The 19,077-nt window shown below is 46.5% G+C and carries 14 protein-coding genes and 1 pseudogene; 5 read left to right on the top strand and 10 right to left on the bottom strand.

Annotated elements, in window-relative coordinates:
• Positions 1-184: 184 nt before the first annotated feature.
• The gene (locus MHI14_RS00330; protein WP_341129661.1) at positions 185-6,475 is read right to left on the bottom strand and encodes an Ig-like domain-containing protein; all 6,291 of its coding nucleotides are present in this window, start codon (positions 6,473-6,475) and stop codon (positions 185-187) included.
• A 406-nt stretch (positions 6,476-6,881) separates the two neighbouring features.
• Here MHI14_RS00330 and MHI14_RS00325 point away from each other — a divergent pair, with 406 nt between their 5' ends.
• Positions 6,882-7,847: a YndJ family transporter gene (locus MHI14_RS00325; RefSeq protein ID WP_091035296.1), complete on the top strand. Its 966-nt coding sequence runs from the start codon at positions 6,882-6,884 to the stop codon at positions 7,845-7,847.
• Between the two features lie 86 nt (positions 7,848-7,933).
• The gene (locus MHI14_RS00320; protein WP_091035293.1) at positions 7,934-8,386 is read left to right on the top strand and encodes a HEAT repeat domain-containing protein; all 453 of its coding nucleotides are present in this window, start codon (positions 7,934-7,936) and stop codon (positions 8,384-8,386) included.
• Positions 8,387-8,546: 160 nt separating this feature from the next.
• On the opposite strand, the gene MHI14_RS00315 is transcribed toward MHI14_RS00320, so the two are convergent.
• Together MHI14_RS00315 and MHI14_RS00310 are read right to left on the bottom strand one after the other, a co-directional pair.
• On the bottom strand, positions 8,547-10,037 hold the full coding sequence (locus tag MHI14_RS00315; RefSeq protein WP_133386395.1) for an aldehyde dehydrogenase family protein: 1,491 nt from the start codon (positions 10,035-10,037) through the stop codon (positions 8,547-8,549).
• 28 nt (positions 10,038-10,065) lie between these two features.
• Positions 10,066-11,151 (bottom strand): 5-methyltetrahydropteroyltriglutamate--homocysteine S-methyltransferase, encoded by a 1,086-nt coding sequence (locus MHI14_RS00310; RefSeq protein ID WP_133386396.1) that lies wholly within the window; start codon positions 11,149-11,151, stop codon positions 10,066-10,068.
• 274 nt (positions 11,152-11,425) lie between these two features.
• Here MHI14_RS00310 and MHI14_RS00305 point away from each other — a divergent pair, with 274 nt between their 5' ends.
• Positions 11,426-13,450 carry a right-handed parallel beta-helix repeat-containing protein gene (locus tag MHI14_RS00305; RefSeq protein WP_133386397.1) on the top strand — a complete coding sequence of 675 codons (2,025 nt, stop codon included), beginning with the start codon at positions 11,426-11,428 and terminating at the stop codon, positions 13,448-13,450.
• Positions 13,451-13,487: 37 nt separating this feature from the next.
• Here the strand turns inward: MHI14_RS00305 and MHI14_RS00300 are convergent.
• Positions 13,488-13,676, bottom strand: a pseudogene (locus tag MHI14_RS00300) (NADPH-dependent FMN reductase); the annotation flags it as partial.
• Positions 13,677-13,918: 242 nt separating this feature from the next.
• Here MHI14_RS00300 and MHI14_RS00295 point away from each other — a divergent pair.
• Positions 13,919-14,185 (top strand): CPBP family intramembrane glutamic endopeptidase, encoded by a 267-nt coding sequence (locus tag MHI14_RS00295; protein ID WP_240768215.1) that lies wholly within the window; start codon positions 13,919-13,921, stop codon positions 14,183-14,185.
• Positions 14,186-14,200: 15 nt separating this feature from the next.
• Positions 14,201-14,377, top strand: a complete 177-nt coding sequence (locus tag MHI14_RS00290; RefSeq protein ID WP_240768217.1) for a hypothetical protein — start codon at positions 14,201-14,203, stop codon at positions 14,375-14,377.
• A 129-nt stretch (positions 14,378-14,506) separates the two neighbouring features.
• Here the strand turns inward: MHI14_RS00290 and MHI14_RS00285 are convergent, their stop codons facing one another.
• The 6 genes from MHI14_RS00285 to MHI14_RS00260 form a co-directional block, all read right to left on the bottom strand.
• Entirely contained in the window at positions 14,507-15,133 is a 627-nt protein-coding gene (locus MHI14_RS00285) for a DUF2306 domain-containing protein (protein WP_133386398.1), read from the bottom strand.
• A 195-nt stretch (positions 15,134-15,328) separates the two neighbouring features.
• Positions 15,329-16,288, bottom strand: coding sequence for an SDR family oxidoreductase (locus tag MHI14_RS00280; RefSeq protein ID WP_091035278.1), 960 nt, complete (start codon positions 16,286-16,288; stop codon positions 15,329-15,331).
• Positions 16,289-16,469: 181 nt separating this feature from the next.
• Positions 16,470-17,519 carry an AraC family transcriptional regulator gene (locus MHI14_RS00275; protein WP_341129660.1) on the bottom strand — a complete coding sequence of 350 codons (1,050 nt, stop codon included), beginning with the start codon at positions 17,517-17,519 and terminating at the stop codon, positions 16,470-16,472.
• 109 nt (positions 17,520-17,628) lie between these two features.
• Entirely contained in the window at positions 17,629-18,108 is a 480-nt protein-coding gene (gene rlmH / locus MHI14_RS00270) for a 23S rRNA (pseudouridine(1915)-N(3))-methyltransferase RlmH (RefSeq protein WP_017691463.1), read from the bottom strand.
• Between the two features lie 250 nt (positions 18,109-18,358).
• Positions 18,359-18,496 (bottom strand): hypothetical protein, encoded by a 138-nt coding sequence (locus tag MHI14_RS00265; protein WP_165980331.1) that lies wholly within the window; start codon positions 18,494-18,496, stop codon positions 18,359-18,361.
• 294 nt (positions 18,497-18,790) lie between these two features.
• Positions 18,791-18,958, bottom strand: a complete 168-nt coding sequence (locus MHI14_RS00260; RefSeq protein WP_017691462.1) for a CxxH/CxxC protein — start codon at positions 18,956-18,958, stop codon at positions 18,791-18,793.
• Positions 18,959-19,077 lie beyond the last annotated feature (119 nt).

Genomic DNA, 19,077 nt, shown 5'->3' with positions numbered 1-19,077 from the left:
ACAAAAAAGAGTCGCATGATTTGCGGCTCTTTTTTGTGTCTAACGTTTTTGGGTCCACTCACCAATATGTATGTACATAACCAGATAGCAAAAAAATCTGAGGAATCTAATGAGATCCCTCAGATTAGTTTAAGATAGCGTGCACTTACTTATTACTAAGTTTAAGTGTATTCACGATGCAAAATTACCACAGATCTTCCAGGATATACTGGATCATCGTTTCCGAGCCATCTTCATTGATTTTATACGTATGGGTTCTTGTGGCTTCCTCGACATGTCCATATGACCATTTGTCCAAACGGTTGTCCGGATATGAAGGTTCTGCTCCAGTCAGAGGACCTCTATACAGCATCCCATTAATCATCTTAACGGCTTCCTCTCGGGTAATCTGACTTCCAGGTTGGAAAGAAGCATCCTTATACCCTGATACGATACCGAAACGGAAAACTTCATCGATAGACTGCTCCGCCCAGTTCCCCTCAATATCTGTAAACGAGCTGATTCTCAAAGTATGGTCCATCCTGAGCTCTTTGGCAACGCCGAGATAACGAGCAATGGCTGTCGCCAGCTCTGCTCTTGTAATGGGCTGATCCGGTCTGAATGTAAGATCCGCATAGCCTTTGAATATCCCTTTATTTGCAACTGCTTCGATATAATCGGCACCCCAGTAATCCGTAGCGACATCGCTGTACAGCTTGATATGTCGAACCTCATCTTGCAAATGAAGTGTCCGGGCAAAAATAGCTGCAATCTCTGCACGAGTGATGAGCTTTTCAGGTTTCACATTACCGTCTGGGTACCCCATAATATATCGATCATGTTTGTGCTCATAACGGTTAGAGTACAACATCACTTTAATCAAGGACGTATCGTCTTGCGTATTCACAAGCGTAAGCTTATGATCTGAGCCAACAACAGCCGTAACAGAAGCATAGTTCTCGCCTTCGGTCATTTCGTTAACCTTTAGTTTAAACGTCAATTGACCACGTGTGTCTCCTGCCAGCTTACCAACATTCCATTTTATTTCTTGGCCCGTAACGACGCCGCCGTTTGCATCAACTAAACTCATTCCCGCCGGGATAGTAGCTTTAACATACAAGCCATCAGCCTCAGTCAACGTTTTATTGGCGTAAATCACGGTGAAGGTTAGAATATCGTCTTCTCTGCCCTTCATTTTGTCCACAAGGATAGCTGTGGCAAGATCAATGGGCTTGGTCGTTATGGTCTTCGGTGGTGCAGGCTCAGTCGTTGTGACTGGTGGCCCTACAGGATCAGTCGTTACAACTGGAGAGCCCCCTCCGTTGGATGACGGCAGTGGCGTCATGCTAAAGTCGTACAGCACGATCTCCGTACCTACATGAATTAGCGGCTGGTTCGTATCGACAACTCTGCTGTCGAAATTCTTATATCCTGCCTTGGTCGCGGTTAAGTAGTAGTCCGTATGCGGAAATACCATGAACGCATACTGCCCAGTCGCATCACTCGTCTGCGGGTTCGCGTTATCCGCTGGCGGGAAGCTGCTCACAGGTGGCAAGTTGACCACCGTTCCGTTGCTGTAATGAAGTGTAACGATTGCACCGGATATTGGATGACCCGTCACGGAATCGGTAATTGTACCGTAGGGGTCAATGAGCACCTCACTAATGCTGATTTGTCCGTCTGAACTGATTTCAATATCAGCATGACCAACAACAACAGGTTGTGTTCCACCGCCCGGGAGCGGAATGTTATAGATGACATCGGCAGTGTAGATGCCCTTAAGTACACTGTCGATATTGAATATTCCATTGGAATCAATTTGGCCTGTATGAGTCCCATTGCCGTCATTGATCAACACCGTGTAACCGCCGCCCACAGTTCCGTTGAGTGCCAGGGAGCCACCCTGCGATGTTTCCACCAAGACAACACCAGAGACTGTTTTATTCCCCTCAAAGGATCGACCATCCACACTAGCATTTACTGGAACACTCTGATTAAACGTGACGGATTTTTTCTGTCCACCAATCTCTACTTGCTTTGTAATGGATACATTGTATGTCACATTACCCTGCGGTATAGCTAGGGTGTATGCCCCATCGCCCGCTGTAACTGCAACAGCATGAAAATCAGTAATACCATCACCATCAAAATCTTTGCTCACTTTAATCAAAGCGCCTGCTACGGGGTGACCCGCTTGGTCTGTGACAATACCCGTAATAACACCAGGGGTGATCGTAATATGAATCGTATCACTCACATATAGATCTCTTGGGCTGTCAGAAACCGTTGCCGTTAATGGTATAGATGCAGATTCCGTACCGCCAAGTATAGCCGCCGTGAAGGTTGTAGTTGCGATTCCGTGTGCGTCCGTCAAGACGCTTATCGTATTCAAGTCCCCAGCAAAATGGCCGTATGTTGTATCCGGCACTTTAAATACAACTTGGACCCCTGCCTGAGGATGACCCTCTTTATCAGTCACCACCGCCTTAAAGACAGATGTTGACGTGCCGTTACCAAGTATGGACGATGGGTTGGCCGTCAACGTCATTTCAAACTCGACAAGCTCAAAGTCCTGGATGACAACTCCATTCGTATTAACGTTGACCGTGGATACTGAGATTTCTCGATGAGCCAAGCTGTACTTATCGCTAATCACTTCTAGAATATATTTATTGATCACGACATTTTCAAAATTATATTTACCATTTGAACCTGTCGTGAACCGCTCCTTTTCCTTACCTGCAAGGTCACGTAAAATGACTGTCGCCCCGGATACCGGGTCTCCGGTTTTCTTATCCGTCACCGTTCCAACAATGCTCGGGTTGGTAATTGTGATCGTCACCGTAGCTATGTTGGACTGACCTGTTCCGTCAGAAGCTTGATACGTGAACGTCACACTTCCTGATGCTTCCTCTTTTGCCTCAAACGTGAATGAGCCATCCGAGTTGGCCGTCAGCGTACCCTTGCTTGCGTCGCTAACTGAACTAATATTCACTGCTGTGAGCGTATCATTCCCTGCGCTAGTGTCGTTGAGTAAAATTCCTTTTTCCGCCGGGACAGTAAGTTTACCCCCTCTTGCAACCTGATAGCTGTCATTCTCGGCAACTGGCACCGCTCTGAATTTTGCATAATAGTCTCCGGCTGTCTGAACAGTAAAGGTGTATGACGCATCCGTGCTTACTGGAATGCCTGTGCCTTCTTCGTTCTCATACCATCCCACGAATGAATAGCCCAGACTTGGGTTAGCCGCAATTGTTGCCGATTCGCCAAGCCCATAAGCATCGTCACCATTAGTCGTGCCCCCGACATTTCCAATGACATGTGTATTGATTGGCAACGTAATTGTGATCGTCACCGTAGCTACACTCGAATAAACGGTTCCGTCAAAGGCTTGATAGGTAAACGTAACATTACCGGAAGCATTCTCCTCCGCAATGAACGTGAACGATCCGTCAGGGCTCACATTCAGCGTGCCCATGCTTGGATCACTGATTGAGCTGACATTCATCGCCGTAAGCGGATGATTCTCATCATCGGTATCGTTCGTGAGTATACCTGCCTCAACTGGAACAGTGAGCGTATCTCCACTCTTAATGCGATAGGTGTCATTCTCCGCAATAGGCTCATGCGTAGAAACTGGTAGAGTAATCGCAATCGTCACCGTAGCTACGTTAGACTGGGCGATGCCATTGTCTGCTTGGTAAGTAAACGTAACGTTACCGGACGCTTCCTCATCTGCCACGAATGTGAATGATCCGTCAGGACTTACATTCAGAGTGCCCTTGCTCGGGTCGCTGACAGAGCTGATAGCCCCCGCCGTAAGTGGACGTCCCTCCGCATCCGTATCGTTCATCAAGATGCCCTCTAGTGCCGAAACGGTGAGCGTATCTCCTCTTAAGACACTATACGTGTCATTCTCCGCGACTGGCAGCATAACATATTTAGCATAATAGCCTACATCCGTCTGAACGGTAAACGTATATGCTGCACTTGTACTTACTGGAGTACCTGTACCTGCTTGGTTGTCATACCATCCCACGAATGCATATCCTTGATCTGCGCTTGCCTTAATTGTTGCTGAGTCACCAATATTGTAGGTATTATCCCCTTCAGTCGTGCCTCCAATGGCTTCGATGACATGCGTGGTGACCACAGCTATTGTCACATCCGTTACATTGGTAGTTACTGTATTAGAGCCAAGATTCATCCCCGAAATTACAGCATTGTCGCTGATCACAGTTTGCGGTGTACCTGGTGCCGTTTTCGTGAAGCTCAGCACCTTACTACTATTCGCGGGTACATCAATTCCCTTTTGTGTTTGGCCCTCACTGGTGACACTAAGACCTGTTTTTGTCGTATTCGTATAGTTATAGATTGTAACTGTGTAGTCTATAGATCCGTTGGTCTGAACCGTTGTGGGACCTGTCTTGTCAATCCCCATCTTCAGATCAAGCTTACCGTTGTTACCAAGTTTCATCGTCGCTCTTCCATTATTCAGGGACTCCTCGGTTACATAGGTTGCACCAATTCCATCTGTTTTGGAGATCGTCTGCTTACTCGTTAAAGCAAGATAATAAGGACTGTCCGTAGGCGGGAAGAAATAAGCCGCTGTTTTGGCCCCATCCATGGCATTACCTGAATTCAGGTAGCGAGATATGTTTCCTACATTATTAGGAGATACCTGAAAAGTGGGTTTGACTTTATAGTTGAGTGCAAATGAACCGTCTGTTGGTGCACTATATTCTCCCGACTTTGGGCTTGTCCGGTTCTTGAAGCGATAAATATGCCGTTGCATATCTTCTGCATCGATATACCAAGTGAGACTGGTAATACCTGCGACTGTCTTAATGACGGCTTTACTTCCGTATCCAGCAAATTGATACGCTGTACCGCCATTTATCGTTGTAGTTGCATCCACCGTTGCAGCAGCGTCACCGATTTTCAACGTGGACAGATCAACATTAAAGTCCTCGCTGATTTCGTCTGCAACAACAATTGCGCTTGCTATATCGGCTGTCTCTGAGCCAAGATCGGTAGTCTCCGGTATATTGAGAAGCGGAAGTATGGTCGTAGTAGCTTCTACATCATTGGCCAACCCAGCAAAAGCTGAACTGACAATGTCATAGGTTGGAGCGAATGTGTAATAATTACTGTAGACAAAAGAATCTGCGTAGTTAAAACCATTTGGCCCCTGAGCAGCATACGTTTTCAGCTTGTCATAGGTATTCTTTGCCGTACCATAGTTATAACTACTGTCTTCCTTATTATCGTTGACTCTTTTCGGGTCAAGACCTGCCCATGCATAGACTGGCTGGCTACCACTATACGGTCCGTTAATTGCCGTTGTGGAACCCAGTCCCACTGTATACACTTTGGCCTTAGTGGATTCTCCTCCATTGTATGCAGTGTACTGAGTATCTAAAAGACCCTTCATGTATGCGCCCGTGAGTATAGTCAACGCAGCAATTTCCGGATCACCTGTATTGGCCAGACTGGTACCGGCAGTAGCTGGTACGTATTTGGTACCATCAGTGCCACTCTGATTGTAGTTTGCAATCGTTGTAGCTTCGGTTACTGCATTTTGAAATTCCGTTTCAAACGATTTGCCTTTGGGCGAAGTATACCATGCCTTCTTGGCATGAATTGCCGCCCCATCTGATAGAAGGAACAAGTAAGGCTGGCGCTTAGGTCCCGTGCCCTTAGTTCCAACACTGCTCATCGTCTTAGAGACGCCATACATGATACCGTCCTGCGTTGGCGTACCTGCCCCTAGCGAGACTGGCGACTTCGTTCCAACGGCCGTACCATCCTTGACTAGATTGCTGTTCAATGTGATGTTTTGGTTCGATGTTGCATATTTCAAATAATCTTCCGTTCCATGTCCTGAACTAAATACGTAGTGTCCTAGTTCCATAAACGTGCCGAGGTGGTTGGAGCTAGCCGATCCTCCAAACCAATAAACCGCAACGCGGTTATTGGGATTGGCATCCATGACTGTGCGGATTGCATCGTTGGCTGCCTTGGCCATCGCTTCCACACGATAGTACACACCAGGTCCACCTGCTGTTTCTGCTATTTCTCTCCCATTTAGATTTCCCATAGACGAACTCATGTCCAAAATAAAGGTTACGTCCGCCGCAGGACCGTCAGCATTGCCGCTCCCTCCGACACCTGGATTGGTCGAATTTGCGGTCATATATTCTTGTGCTAACGCTGACAATTTGACATTAAAACTGCCATCACCCTCTGCCGTAACGCTCTTGTCAGTCCAAATACGTCCGTCTGATGCCGCTGTGCCAAAACCGCTAGGTGGCGCATCCGTCACCGGGTCGGCAGTTAACTTGACTTGGTACTGGTCGTAGTTCGTCTCCGCCATAGTCGGAGCGATTGCCGCATTGGCCACTGAGCCGTCTAAAGGAGTAAGACCACTAAGCCCAAATATTAGACAGACCGTGAGCGCAATTGAAATAAATTTTCTAAAGCCATCGTTGTTCATATCTAGTGCCTCCGTACAAAATTGAAATATAATGATCCCTAATACAGCAAACTTCTTGTGTTTCTTCGTCTATAACCTACACTGTTCAAAAAGAACTATAGCAACATTTATTACCTTCTTCCCGTCTCCAGATTTGTTGCGAATTTTAGTATAATCATTAACTCTAAACAAAAACTGAACAAGAATGTGATGACAGTTGCCTTTGCCTGGTTGAATCACAAAAAATGCATTAATTTTATTGGGATTTGAAGAATGAAGTCTTGTTATTGAGGGGATTTATTCTTATATATCTACATATAACTGTGTTAATCTACTAGAAGGAGAATTGCCGTTCTATACTAATTAAACGCGACATAACTGAATGCAGGCAGATCTTACGATAGACGTAGGTTAGAAAGGAAGCCCCATGAATAGTTCCTTGAAGCAACTCATGAAATCACCCGCATTTCCCGGTGGTATCATAACCATTCTGATATTTTATCTGGATTACTTTCCATTCGAACTTGTTGAAAAATTTCTACTGTTTGCGGCTTTCGTTATTGTGCCTCTTGTGATTTTACTTTTGGATCATGACGCGAAGAATACATATCAACGATTGATGTATGCCGCTATGAAGTGGCTTCAATTTCCCGCTGCGCTTCTAACTCTAGCTTCGGTAATGAGTAGTAAGATGTGGGGGTTAGAAAGTACGGCAATGCCAGGAATTCTGTCCCTTGGGTGGCTACTGTTCACACTGCTGCTTGGCATCTATGGCTTGACCACTATTGTGATCGCTAAAGGAAAAGCAGCGGAAATAGCAATTGGTGCGGGGCTCGTTTATTTTTTCATCGGGGGCATTTGGTTTACCTTATATCAATATCATTTGAACCTCTTTCAAGCTAATCCTGCAACGCACGCGTTAAGCTCGGTTCACTTTCATTTCTCATCTGCAATCGTTCCAATTTTCATTGGTGAACTGGGACGCATCATGACGAAGAAAAGCTGGTATCCCTGGGTTGTTGCCGTCGATATCATCGGACCCATCTTGATTGCTATTGGTATGATTTTCTCCAAGCCGATTGAATACATTGGTGTCGGTTTGTTCGCCTGCAATATTGTGGTTTACACAGCTTATCTCCTTGCTTACTTGAGGAAAAATGCTTTGGATATTAAGGCAGCCTTCTTCTTAGGCCTTTCTTGTCTAGCCTTTTACACGGTGGTTGTCATTTCCATCTTCTATCCGTTACTGAAAAATATGTACTCATTAACCATACGCGATTTTATTCCCATTTATGGATCTCTGCATGCGTTTGGTTTTGTCTTATGTGGACTAATTGGTTGGGTGTTCATGGTAGACTTCGTTAAGGAAAAGGCTAACCAATCGGCTTCATAGGAGTAGTTTAGTCAGGTTCGTGCTATAATAGTGTTTAATAACATTCATCATTCTGCCGAGATGGCGATGATTAAGGAGATTGAATTTTGACGAACAACCATGAAGTTGGAGCAGTGAACGAACTACCGGAGAACTTTGAAGAGCTCAAACGAGCGGCTAACAGGACGTCAAGCTGGAGAGACAGACTGAATGCGGTGAACGAATTGGGAAACTGGGATACAGCCCCTACCATTAAGTTACTTCAGCATGTTTTGAAAAATGATCAAGTGTTCCAGGTGCGTGAAGCCGCATATCACAAGCTGAAACAGTTGGATGAAGATGTACAAATGCCTGCCAAAAACAAAGGCGAGCTGTTTAAAGGTACTAACAAAATTTTGCTGCGGATCAAAAAAAGCCTTCCTGAAGGTCATACATTTGAGGAATTTAAGGAAAAACTGCAAAAGACACGTCTTGATCTCTATGATACTTACGAGGGCGACAAAGATGCTGAGTTCGACGCCTGGCTCCATGGAATTTGGGAGACACTAGGTAGAAGATAGCCGCCGTTCACCGTAAAATAGCTGAATACAAAGCCACTCCAAAAAATGGAGTGGCTTCTTTATTTCTTATTATTTTGATTGTCACCAGAGTAAAGTTAGAACCTACATTAAATTTCACATGTACATGCCCTGTACGATGCGAAGTTATGTGATATACCATTTACTCTGGTATATAAGGAAGATCCAGTGTCTTCGGAACGTTGATGACATGTTTTTCTGTATACGTGCGGATACCTTCGGCGCCGTATTCACGGCCAATACCAGATTGCTTAACTCCACCGAAAGGGAACCGAACGTCGAGACCCTGCACAGCAGCGGTATTGATCATTGTCGTTCCAGCTTCGAGTTGACGTGCGACGGAGATGGCATCCTCTTCTTTCCCCCACACAGAACTCGTCAATCCATATATGCTTTCATTGTGTAGATGAATAACCTGCTCTTCATCGTCAAATGGAAGAATCGGAACCGTAGGGCCAAACTGTTCCTCCACTACAATCGGATCATGAACATCGCAACCTAAGACAAGCGTAGGTTGTAGGTAGTAACCTTGTTCAAACAGCTTCTGATCAAGAATTTGACCGAGAGGGATGACCTTAGCCCCACGCTTTTGCGCATCTTCAACCAAACCAAGCACGACATTTTTCTGCTTCAGGTTATTAACCGGACCTACTGTCGTATTTGAATCAAATGGATCACCAATTCGAATCCAGCGATTAGCCGCCTCTATATATTTTTCCACAAACTCATCATAAATAGAACGGTGTACATACACACGTTTGGCGATCATACAGATCTGGCCTGCTGTCAAGAAATTAGAAATGACAATCCGCCGCATTGCTCGCTCATCATGAACATCAAAGCTCTCCAAGAAGATAGCCGCATCATTACCACCAAGCTCAAGCGTCATATCCTTAATCGTTTCCGACGCAGCTTTAATGATATGCTTAGCTGTTGCGGTTCCACCTGTAAAGGCGATTTTAGTAACAAGAGGATTACTAGTCAGTTCAACACCCACATCCGCATCACCATGAACGACATTGATTACCCCAGCCGGGAACTCACTCGCAATAATCTCTGCCACCTTCGCTGCCGCCAGTGGCGCATATGGGCTTGGTTTAAGCACAATCGTGTTGCCCGCAAGTAAGGCAGGAGCGATCTTAATCGTAGATAACGCAATGGGATAGTTCCATGGACTAATCGCTGCCACCACACCAATTGGATCATAGGAAAGAATCGTTTTACCATTCTCATGCTCTTTGATCTCTTCCTGTAGAGCTGATTTAGCTTCATTACAAGCAAACTCCATCCACATTAACGAAACATAAATCTCACCGTGTGCGTCATACAGGGGCTTGCCATGCTCTCTAGACAGCAAATGTACAATTTCATTCTCAGCCGCTCTAATCTTATCGATCGCCTTGCGCATCATCATAATGCGTTCATCAATGGAGGTATGCTTCCATGTTTTAAAAGCTCCTGCCGCCGCTTCAATCGCTTCAACCGCTTGTTCTTTCGTAGTTACAGGGAAATAGCCTACGATCTCGGATGGGTTTGTCGGATTCTCTTTTGCTACCTGCGAAAGGGATTTTACATTCTGACCATTAATGAACGCTTCAACTATAATTGTCTCTTGGTCTGCTTGCGTCGTCATTTTACATCCCCTCCGTTATTTAAATGGATTAATTCCAAACTTCTTCTGCAATTTCCTTCACATAACGAAGTTTACGCCATTGTTGTTCTTCTGTTAGAATATTGCCTTCTTCTGTAGATGAAAAACCACATTGTGGGCTCAAACAAAGTTGCTCAAGTGGTACATAGGTTGCCGCCTCTGCAATCCGAGCTTTAATGTGTTCTTTATCCTCTAACTCGCCTGTTTTTGATGTGAGTAAACCAAGCACGATTTTCAAATCTTTTCGATTCACATACTTTAATGGCTCGAAACCACCTGAGCGCTCATCATCAAATTCTAAAAATAATCCATCTACGTTTAAGCCTCCAAAGATAACTTCAGAAGCGTAATCATAACCACCCGTTGAGAAATAGTTTGATTTATAGTTACCACGACAAATATGCATCGTCACAACTAAATCCGCCGGTTTATGAGCCAATGTTTCGTTAATCATGCGCTGCATCGTTTTCAACTCTTCCGCCGGTTCCAGACCTTTAGCACGTAGCTTATCGTGACCAGCTTCTGAGAACAGGTCTGCCCAAGCGGTATCATCTAATTGCAGGTATCGACATCCCGCATCATAGAAGGCTTGAATGGCTTTTTGATACGCCGCAATCGTATCCCGAAGGAATTGCTCTCGGTCCGTATAGATATTGGCGTCATTCTCCAATCGATATAGAAGCATGTTGGGACTTGGAATGGTCTGTTTCGCTACTGCGTCACCTGCATGCTTTTTCAAAAACTCAAAATCCTGAACAAAGGGATGACTCGAGAAATCAACTTTACCAACAACACGAATCCCGCCCTTGCGCGTTTGCATATTATGGAATTTTGGTCCGTCTATTTGCTCATACAACTCTACGCCATCCAAGCCACCCAGAAAATCAAAATGCCACCAGCTTCTGCGGAATTCACCATCCGTAACTGCCAATACGCCATTTTCCTTTTGCTTTTCAATAATTCGAATAATCTCTTTATCTTCCACAGCTCTTAATTCCTCATATGTGATGTTGCCTGATTTATATTGTTCACGTGCCTGACTTAAATCTGCAGGACGTAGAAAGCTACCTACATGATCATTACGAAATGGTATCATAAGTATTTCTCCTTCTAACTTTTTATTCTAATGAGTATAGCATGGTCAAAAGGGATGCCTGTTATATGAAAATAGCATGGCTAGTCATAGCTTTTAACAATAACTAAAGTCTCAAAAAGCAAAAAAACCACAACCTCATAGGGTACTAGACGTGGTTTACCTCATATCAATATCAATTTAGCCTGACACCCGCCTTCCTATCTCTCCCATTACATTTATTTTCTAGTATAATAACGGGATACAACAAACATTTTAAAATAGAAGGAGAGTTGTTATGGAATATCATGTATCCAAACATGGGAATGATCAAGGAAAAGGAACAGCAGATCAACCCCTTCGTACCATATCACGCGCTGCGGCTCATGCCATGGCTGGTGATACCGTTATTGTTCATGCGGGAGTATACAGGGAATGGGTTAACCCGGCGAATGGAGGAACAGCGGAGCATCGAATCGTATATCGATCCGCAGGAGACGGGGAAGTTGTGATTACAGGAGCTGAGCGGATTACCAACTGGAAGTCTGAAGGAGACCATGTTTGGAGCACAGAAGTGCTCAACTCTATCTTTTCCGTTCGTAATCCCTTTGAGGAGGAGCTCACTGGAGACTGGTTGTTTGACGGGCCTTTCCCGGTTCATCTCGGCGATGTCTATCTGGATGGCAAATCATTATATGAGTGCAATAGTGTTGAAAGCGTTCACAATCCTGAAGTTTGGCCCGAAGCCAAGTATCCCAAGGATTCATTGTTAAAATGGTATGCCGAGGTTGGTTCTACAACAACAAAAATCTGGGCCAACTTTGGTGGAAAAGATCCTTGTAAGGAAAATGTAGAAATTAATGTACGTCCTTATTGCTTCTGGCCTGAGAAGCCGGGACTCAATTATATCACCGTAAGCGGTTTTACTCTTCGTCAGGCCTCCCCCCAATGGGCGCCACCTACAGACTACCAGGAAGGTTTGATTGGACCTCACTGGAGCAAGGGCTGGATTATTGAAAACAATATCATCAGTGAATCCAAATGCGTTGGTATTAGCCTGGGTACCGAAATCGGCACAGGGCACACCAAGTCTTTGGAGAAGCATAGTAAAGGTGGTACTCAACGCGAGCAGGAGGTTATTTTACGAGCATTACGCTCCGGCTGGCATAAGGATAACATCGGCAGTCACATTGTTCGAGGTAATGTAATTCATGATTGCGAACAGGCAGGTATTGTGGGTCATATGGGAGCAGCCTTCAGCCACATTTATCAGAACCGTATATATAATATTCACCACAAACGACTCAGACACGGTGCCGAAGTTGCGGGAATTAAACTGCATGCTTCACTGGATACTCAAATTAGCGAAAATATAATGTATAGCTGTTACCGTGCGCTTTGGCTGGACTGGCAGGCACAGGGCACTCGCATCAGCCGTAATGTATTTTTTGACAATCTTTCGGAGGACCTCTTCGTTGAGGTTTGCCATGGTCCGTATATGGTCGATCACAACCTATTTCTCTCTCCGATGAATTTCAGAAATATGGCTCAGGGCGGGGCATTTGCTCATAATTTGTTTGCAGGGAGATTTGTAGTTCGTTCTGAAATTACTCGTATTACGCCATATCACTTCCCTCACGAGACTGCCATGGCCGGATACTCCAATATCACTGGAGGCGATGACAGGTACTACAATAATATCTTTATAGGAGACAATGATCCTAATAAGGAACCTACGCCCATCACCTTTTTTGAGCATCTTCCCCTTAAACCAAGGGATGAAGTTGGAGAGGACGGGAAGACGGTCATGGATGGTGTCCCGGACAATTCCATATGTTATCTGCATGCTGTGGGACTTGGAGGCTACGATCAACATCCTGATGTGAAAGATAAGAAATGGTGGGAATACACCAAAGAGGAGCTTCTTGAGCTTGGCGATGCGGCGAAGGATTTCTTTATAGGCAATGCCGTTCTTCCGGTGGCTATGGGTGGCAATGCATTTCTTAACGATGCGGTTCCAAGTCGTCACGAATCGGATGCGAAGATTGTTGCACAGAAGGGAATCAATGTTGAGATTGATCCTGCGCAAGGTAAGGTGCACATTCAGATCAATGAGCCCGAATTGCTTCGGGGAGCCTCTGCCCTGTTGATTACTACCAACCTGCTTGGAAAGACGTATCACGCCGATATGAAGTATGAGGAAGCAGACAGCACTCCCTATCATTTTGACTCCGACTTTTTCGGAACAAAGAGACCCGATGCAGATGTTACACCTGGTCCCTTTGAATTAACCGAACAGGGTACTCTTGATTTTGAAATTTAGTTTATTCTTGAGGGTCCAGTCATGATTTTAGGTGAAACTTTTCATGAACTATGCCAATATATACTTCATTTCCCGGCAAAAGTGGCGAGGAAATGCCCGAAGAAAACAGAATATCACGAAGATGGCCTTGAGCTTTGACCGAACCCAGCAGCCCCATGGAAGATCCTACGATCCATGAGGGTTTCCCGATCATAACTCGATTCACTCGGGATAACCAATTGACCGAGCGAGTAGAAGGGGTCGGTTCCTTATTCTTAACACTCCTGTTGAGCTTAGCAGCCATCCTATTTTATAAGCTTATTATGAAATACGTGGCATGGCGGCCCATTCCAGAGCTATCCGGGCAGCATGCAGGGGTGGAAGCTGTCCGGGGCATAATCACGGGAGCCATATTCTACACTTATTATTGTTCTGCTCGGCGGCTACTCCTTCCAATGGGCTGCTGCTGCAGATCCGGTTTCTATTCTCATGACGTCCATTGAAACTGCGCTGAGCGCAGCCATCATCGAGGAACTGGTGTTTCGTGGATTGATGCTTCAATCTATACAGAAATTATGGGTCAGCTGGATTGCACTTGCGGTAACCTCGCTCACCTTCGGAGCCTTCCATCTTGGCAATCCAGGAGCAACACTATGGAGCGCACTTGCCATCACCCTGGAAGCAGGGGTTCTGCTCGGAGCTGCATTCTTGTGGCGGCGTAATTTGTGGTTCGCCATGGGGCTGCATTTTGCTTAGAATGCACTTGAAGGTGTGCTTGGCATTCCTGTGTCCGGACTCCCTGCGGCCGGGTTGTTTACGGTGAAGGCTGACAGCGCAGCATGGCTTACGGGGGGAGATTTTGACCTGGAGGGCTCTATTGTTACGGTGATCCTGGGAATTGTGATTGCCATTCCGATGCTGATCGGTGCTGCACAGAAACGGCCATGATTTGTTTCCCGCTATTTGGATGGAAAGTTGGAGCTTGAAAAGATTGTCCAGCTCATGAACTGATTCGATTAATTCTCATTGTACAGAAGGAGCGCATTTAGCGTTCCTTCTGTAGCTGGCAGTTGTGAATCATTGCCGCGGCCGCAACCTCATTCTGGAAATCACGGCTTCTATGACGAGCAGATTAGGAATCCAACAAACCCAAGCGACAACCCGAAACGCCGCCTCGAAATCGCCAAGCAGAAGATTCAGCGGCGCTAACCAGATTCGAAGCGTGACCGCTGCAAAAGTAAGCGCATAACTGCGAAGCATCCATGCTTTATGAGCTTGGATGTCTTTCGCCATAATTTTTCTCGTTGCAATAAGCGTCGTCGCAACCCACAATACATCGAGCGACATGAACCCAAGCCCGGCAATCCAACCTCCCGTGGCAAAAAGGGATAAATAAACACTCACGATCCCACTAACTGTAATCGAAAGAACATATCCATACCCCAATAGGCGATGCCAACGTTTCCTATCATTCGTTGGCTTCATAAATAGTTGAAAGGGTCCTATGATCAAGGCAAATATCGCGGTAACAATATGGATGTATAGTACATATATCCATGGTTTGAGTTCAAAATTCGGCTTTTGCAATTTAAAAGAGACAAGTCCTGCATCACTAGCTTTAAGCACGCCATACTGAACAATTGCGTATCCGGCAATCGAAAATGCAAGAATGAAAACGAGTGCCCGAATCATCTTATTTCCCATTAGAATTATCCTCCTCCGTTGATGCACCGTGAAGCTGTTGTCCCTTTAAACCCTATAGTGGCTATAGAGTCAATACCGATCTTCTCGATTAAGGCATCGGCCAGAAAGGGACATACAAATTCAACGCTTGTCGTGGTCAAGTTTCCTGCCGTACTTTTGGTGCAAACGGATCTTCGCTTCCTCCCAGCTTTACAGTTAGAAATAATACCCCTTCCGAATATCATCTAAAAGGGTAGGATGTACTGGTTTCCATCCTAAACGCTCCTGCGTCAACGCACTGGACGCCGGATTATCCGTTTTCGTGAAGGGTGCAAGCCATCCGAAATGTTTACCTGCTTCTTCAACCCCAATACCTTGGACCGGCAAGTTCAAATGGAGGCCCAAAGCCGTGGCGATCTCTTGAAATGGAATGCCCTCTTCGCTCACTGCATGAAACCGGGACCCTGCCGGAGCTTGTTCTAAGGCGAGTCTAAAAAGGCGCGCCGCATCCAGTAGATGCACGGATGGCCAACGGTTGTTACCGGAGCCTGTATAGGCGGAGAACCCCTTCTTGCGAGCGATGTTCACCAGATTTGGGAACAAGCCCGTCTTATCGCCTTCACCGTGTACGATCGGTGGGAGGCGTACAATCGAGGAACGTATCCCACGATTCGCCAAGTCTAGGGTGGTATGTTCTGAAATGATGCGTAATCCACCTTGCGATTGAGGATCCCCAGCGCTGGCCTCCGTTCCGAGACGACCGGGAGTAAGCGTCATCGTAGGCATCGCGACGACAAGCGCCCGGTCACCGGCGGGTAAGGAGGTGCCAAGTGTCTCGATGGCTCGCCTATCGGTCTCAATTGCAGCCTTCATAAATCGCATCACTACATGACGAGGAGTCCCGCCGAATAAAACCCTAAGCCGAGTTGGAAGGCCCGCATGCGAGAACTTGTGGAAGAAGGCCAAATGAATGACCCCGTCTACTGCAGCAGCCACTTTGCGCAAGCCTGCTAAATCCTCAATCGAACCGACTTGAATCTGGGCACCCAGTGCCGTAAGCCGTTTGCTGGCTTTTTCAGAACGGGCAAGACCAACCACTTGATGACCGGCATCCAGCAGTTCGCGAACGACCGCCCCTCCGATGAAGCCTGTCGCCCCTGTAACCAATACACGCATTTTCAGAAATCCCCTTTCCTATCGATAGGATGTTTACTCTTAGTATAGGGGATTGACTACTGCGGTCTTTGCCTTTTCCGTCGGAGTTTTTGCCTGATTCAACAGATTCCGCCGCTTAAAAAGGAAAAATCCGCTAGGCTCTATGCCCGCGGAAATTTGATAAGCCGTTTACATGTGCGTTTCACTTCAACTTTTGCTGGTCCTGACGCCACCTTGTGATATCTCTAGTTGGAGGACACCCAAAAAATCGGCTGTAATCGCGGCTAAATTGGGAATCGCTCAAATAGCCTACACGCCGGCTCGCCGTAGTTGCGTCAATGGAGCTGGATAACATTAGACGCCTCGCCTCTTGCAGGCGCAGCACCTTTTGATATTGCAGAGGGCTCATCGCAGTAGCCGATCTGAAATACTCGCGAAACGACGATTCGCTCATATGGACCAGCTCCGCCAAATCCGCTACTTTCAACGGCTGAGAAAAGTTATTTTGGAGCCAATCAATCGCTTTTGCAACCTGCTGCATGCCCGATTCCGCCAGAACAGTCTCGGCAACATAAACACCGATTGGGCTACGGAGGATGCGGATATAAATCTCGTCTTTCACCAATGGAGCCAGCATTTGAGCATCATCGGGAGAGGACAGGCAAGCCATCAATCTTGCAGCGGCGTTCATCATGGCCAAGTCTGCTTCTATGACGTAGCACGCACTGCGATTGCGAACCTCCGGTAAACCATTAGGAAATACCATCGGCAGCAACGAAGCAATCCTTTGCGGATCGAGGTATAGACCTATCCCCAAGAACGGTATTTGGGGGCTGGCCTGCATGATTTTCATCGCAACAGGCAAGGCAACGGGGGCAATATACATTCGCGAAGCACTATACTCATAAGCATCCTTGCCTACGGTAATTCGCTTATTTCCTTGCGCTGCAATGCAGATTACCGGTGAGAACATAGTGTGAACATCATCCGCCGCTTCTACTTGCGAATATCGATTCACATACAGACCATGGATCGGTGAAGCATAGGTCCCATCCTGCGAAGTATGCTTGTAAATCAAACTTGCCAACCGAGCTGCCTCACTATCTAGCGCTGAATTGGCATCATCTAATACAGATATATCCTCATATTTATAGTAATTGTCCATGTTCACAAGCAACTTCTTCCCCCTCAGATGTAACAGGATGATAGGCATGTTCATGATACCACAGGCGCATCCAGAAAGCTTAAGCATTAAAGTTAAATTAGCATGGATATCTCAAGTCTACCCTTCTGCAAGTCCGAGGGGATTCCCTGCTAGCACGAAGCGGACAGCATTTCTCGCTATCGCCTCCCAATGTGCTTTACTTATGATACGGTTCCCCCCGATTTATCTTCACCGCGCGATAAATCTGCTCCACCAATACCAGCCGCATTAACTGATGCGGCAGGGTCATGCGCCCGAAGCTCAAGCGCTGCTTCGCACGGCGCAACACCTCATCGGAGAGCCCGTGGCTTCCTCCGATGACAAACACGACATGGCTCGTCCCATACGTGCCGAGCTTGTCGATCTCCAATGCCAGCTCCTCGGAACTCCAGAGCTGGCCATCCAATGCGAGCGCGACAACATGCGCCTCGCTCTTCACATGTGCGAGGATGCGTTCGCCCTCGCGCTCTTTTACCGCCCGAACCTCAGCTTCGCTCAGGGTATCGGGCGCCTTTTCGTCTGCGACCTCGATCATCTGAAACTTGATGTACGGGGCGAGCCGCTTGGCATATTCCTGAATGCCCAGCGTGAGATATTTTTCCTTCAATTTGCCTACGCCAATAATCTGAATAAACATGAAAATCCATTCCTCCTAAATTGTCTTGCGAGATATTCTATAAGTAAGATGCTTCAGCGCATCGTTCGTTCCAACCGTAGTACACCTGCACTACACATTTCTCCAAATTCTAACGAACTCCACACACCTTATTCAGCCCCATTGCGGCTACTTTAAAATCTAACGAATCTGAAACACGCTATCCCAGTTAAAACAAGCGTTCCCCACCTCTTACGAGGTCTTTTCAGTAATATAGCGTGTCTACGATTCGTTAGATTTCAACCAGGCGGTATTTGCCACGAATAAGATTCCTCAGTTTCGTTAGAGCTACTCGGCCAAACCAAGCCTCCATCCCTACCCACATCACTGCCACCAACGTCACTTTCCCCCATGCCCTGGCGGCTTTCATTTCTATTACCTACACCCCTGCACGGTTGTTACAACCTGGCTCACCCCAACTCAGAACTCGGCTCGGCGCCTACCTAGCTTAATCTTCTCCTACTGTCCTACTCCACCGTCCGCCCCTTCAACCATCGCCTAACTCTACGCTGCCTAACAACCACCACCAATTCCCCATACAAAGACAAAAAGAGCGCTCATCACGCTCTCCTTGGCTTCTTGCTGTGATGTTCATACCGGATGGAAAGTCAGCCCGAAGCGCCACATTAAGTCACGCCTCCAGCCGTCTAAGTCCTACAGTACGCTAAACGACGAGGAATTCCGCGTGCTGTTCGCACTCAGCGCACTTCGCAGGCGGGTCCCAATCGGCAAATTCCGTCTCCTTCAGATCAACGATATCTGGAGCGTCCTCATACTCATCGACAAACATGTCGATGGCAATGTCCACGTGTTCTTTGCATACAACGTACATCCGTTAAGCATCCTTTCTGTAACCAGCTATGTTCCCGATTCACAACCGCTTATCCCATTACAGGATAGCCACTTCTCAGTTCTATCACACCTGCCGCCGAAAAGAAACCCCCAGCCCTA

The organism is Paenibacillus sp. FSL K6-2393 (genome assembly GCF_038002545.1).
Taxonomy (GTDB): Bacteria; Bacillota; Bacilli; order Paenibacillales; family Paenibacillaceae; genus Paenibacillus.
This window is presented reverse-complemented; position numbering and strand designations above follow the sequence as displayed.

What these genes read in the sequence shown, in the direction of transcription:
- MHI14_RS00330 (WP_341129661.1), bottom strand. Translation starts at nt 6,475, where the DNA reads ATGAACAACGATGGCTTTAGAAAATTTATTTCAATTGCGCTCACGGTC.
- MHI14_RS00325 (WP_091035296.1), top strand. Translation starts at nt 6,882, where the DNA reads ATGAATAGTTCCTTGAAGCAACTCATGAAATCACCCGCATTTCCCGGT.
- MHI14_RS00315 (WP_133386395.1), bottom strand. Translation starts at nt 10,037, where the DNA reads ATGACGACGCAAGCAGACCAAGAGACAATTATAGTTGAAGCGTTCATT.
- MHI14_RS00310 (WP_133386396.1), bottom strand. Translation starts at nt 11,151, where the DNA reads ATGATACCATTTCGTAATGATCATGTAGGTAGCTTTCTACGTCCTGCA.
- MHI14_RS00305 (WP_133386397.1), top strand. Translation starts at nt 11,426, where the DNA reads ATGGAATATCATGTATCCAAACATGGGAATGATCAAGGAAAAGGAACA.
- MHI14_RS00295 (WP_240768215.1), top strand. Translation starts at nt 13,919, where the DNA reads ATGACGTCCATTGAAACTGCGCTGAGCGCAGCCATCATCGAGGAACTG.
- MHI14_RS00285 (WP_133386398.1), bottom strand. Translation starts at nt 15,133, where the DNA reads ATGGGAAATAAGATGATTCGGGCACTCGTTTTCATTCTTGCATTTTCG.
- MHI14_RS00280 (WP_091035278.1), bottom strand. Translation starts at nt 16,288, where the DNA reads ATGCGTGTATTGGTTACAGGGGCGACAGGCTTCATCGGAGGGGCGGTC.
- MHI14_RS00275 (WP_341129660.1), bottom strand. Translation starts at nt 17,519, where the DNA reads ATGCTTAAGCTTTCTGGATGCGCCTGTGGTATCATGAACATGCCTATC.
- rlmH (WP_017691463.1), bottom strand. Translation starts at nt 18,108, where the DNA reads ATGTTTATTCAGATTATTGGCGTAGGCAAATTGAAGGAAAAATATCTC.
- MHI14_RS00265 (WP_165980331.1), bottom strand. Translation starts at nt 18,496, where the DNA reads ATGAAAGCCGCCAGGGCATGGGGGAAAGTGACGTTGGTGGCAGTGATG.
- MHI14_RS00260 (WP_017691462.1), bottom strand. Translation starts at nt 18,958, where the DNA reads ATGTACGTTGTATGCAAAGAACACGTGGACATTGCCATCGACATGTTT.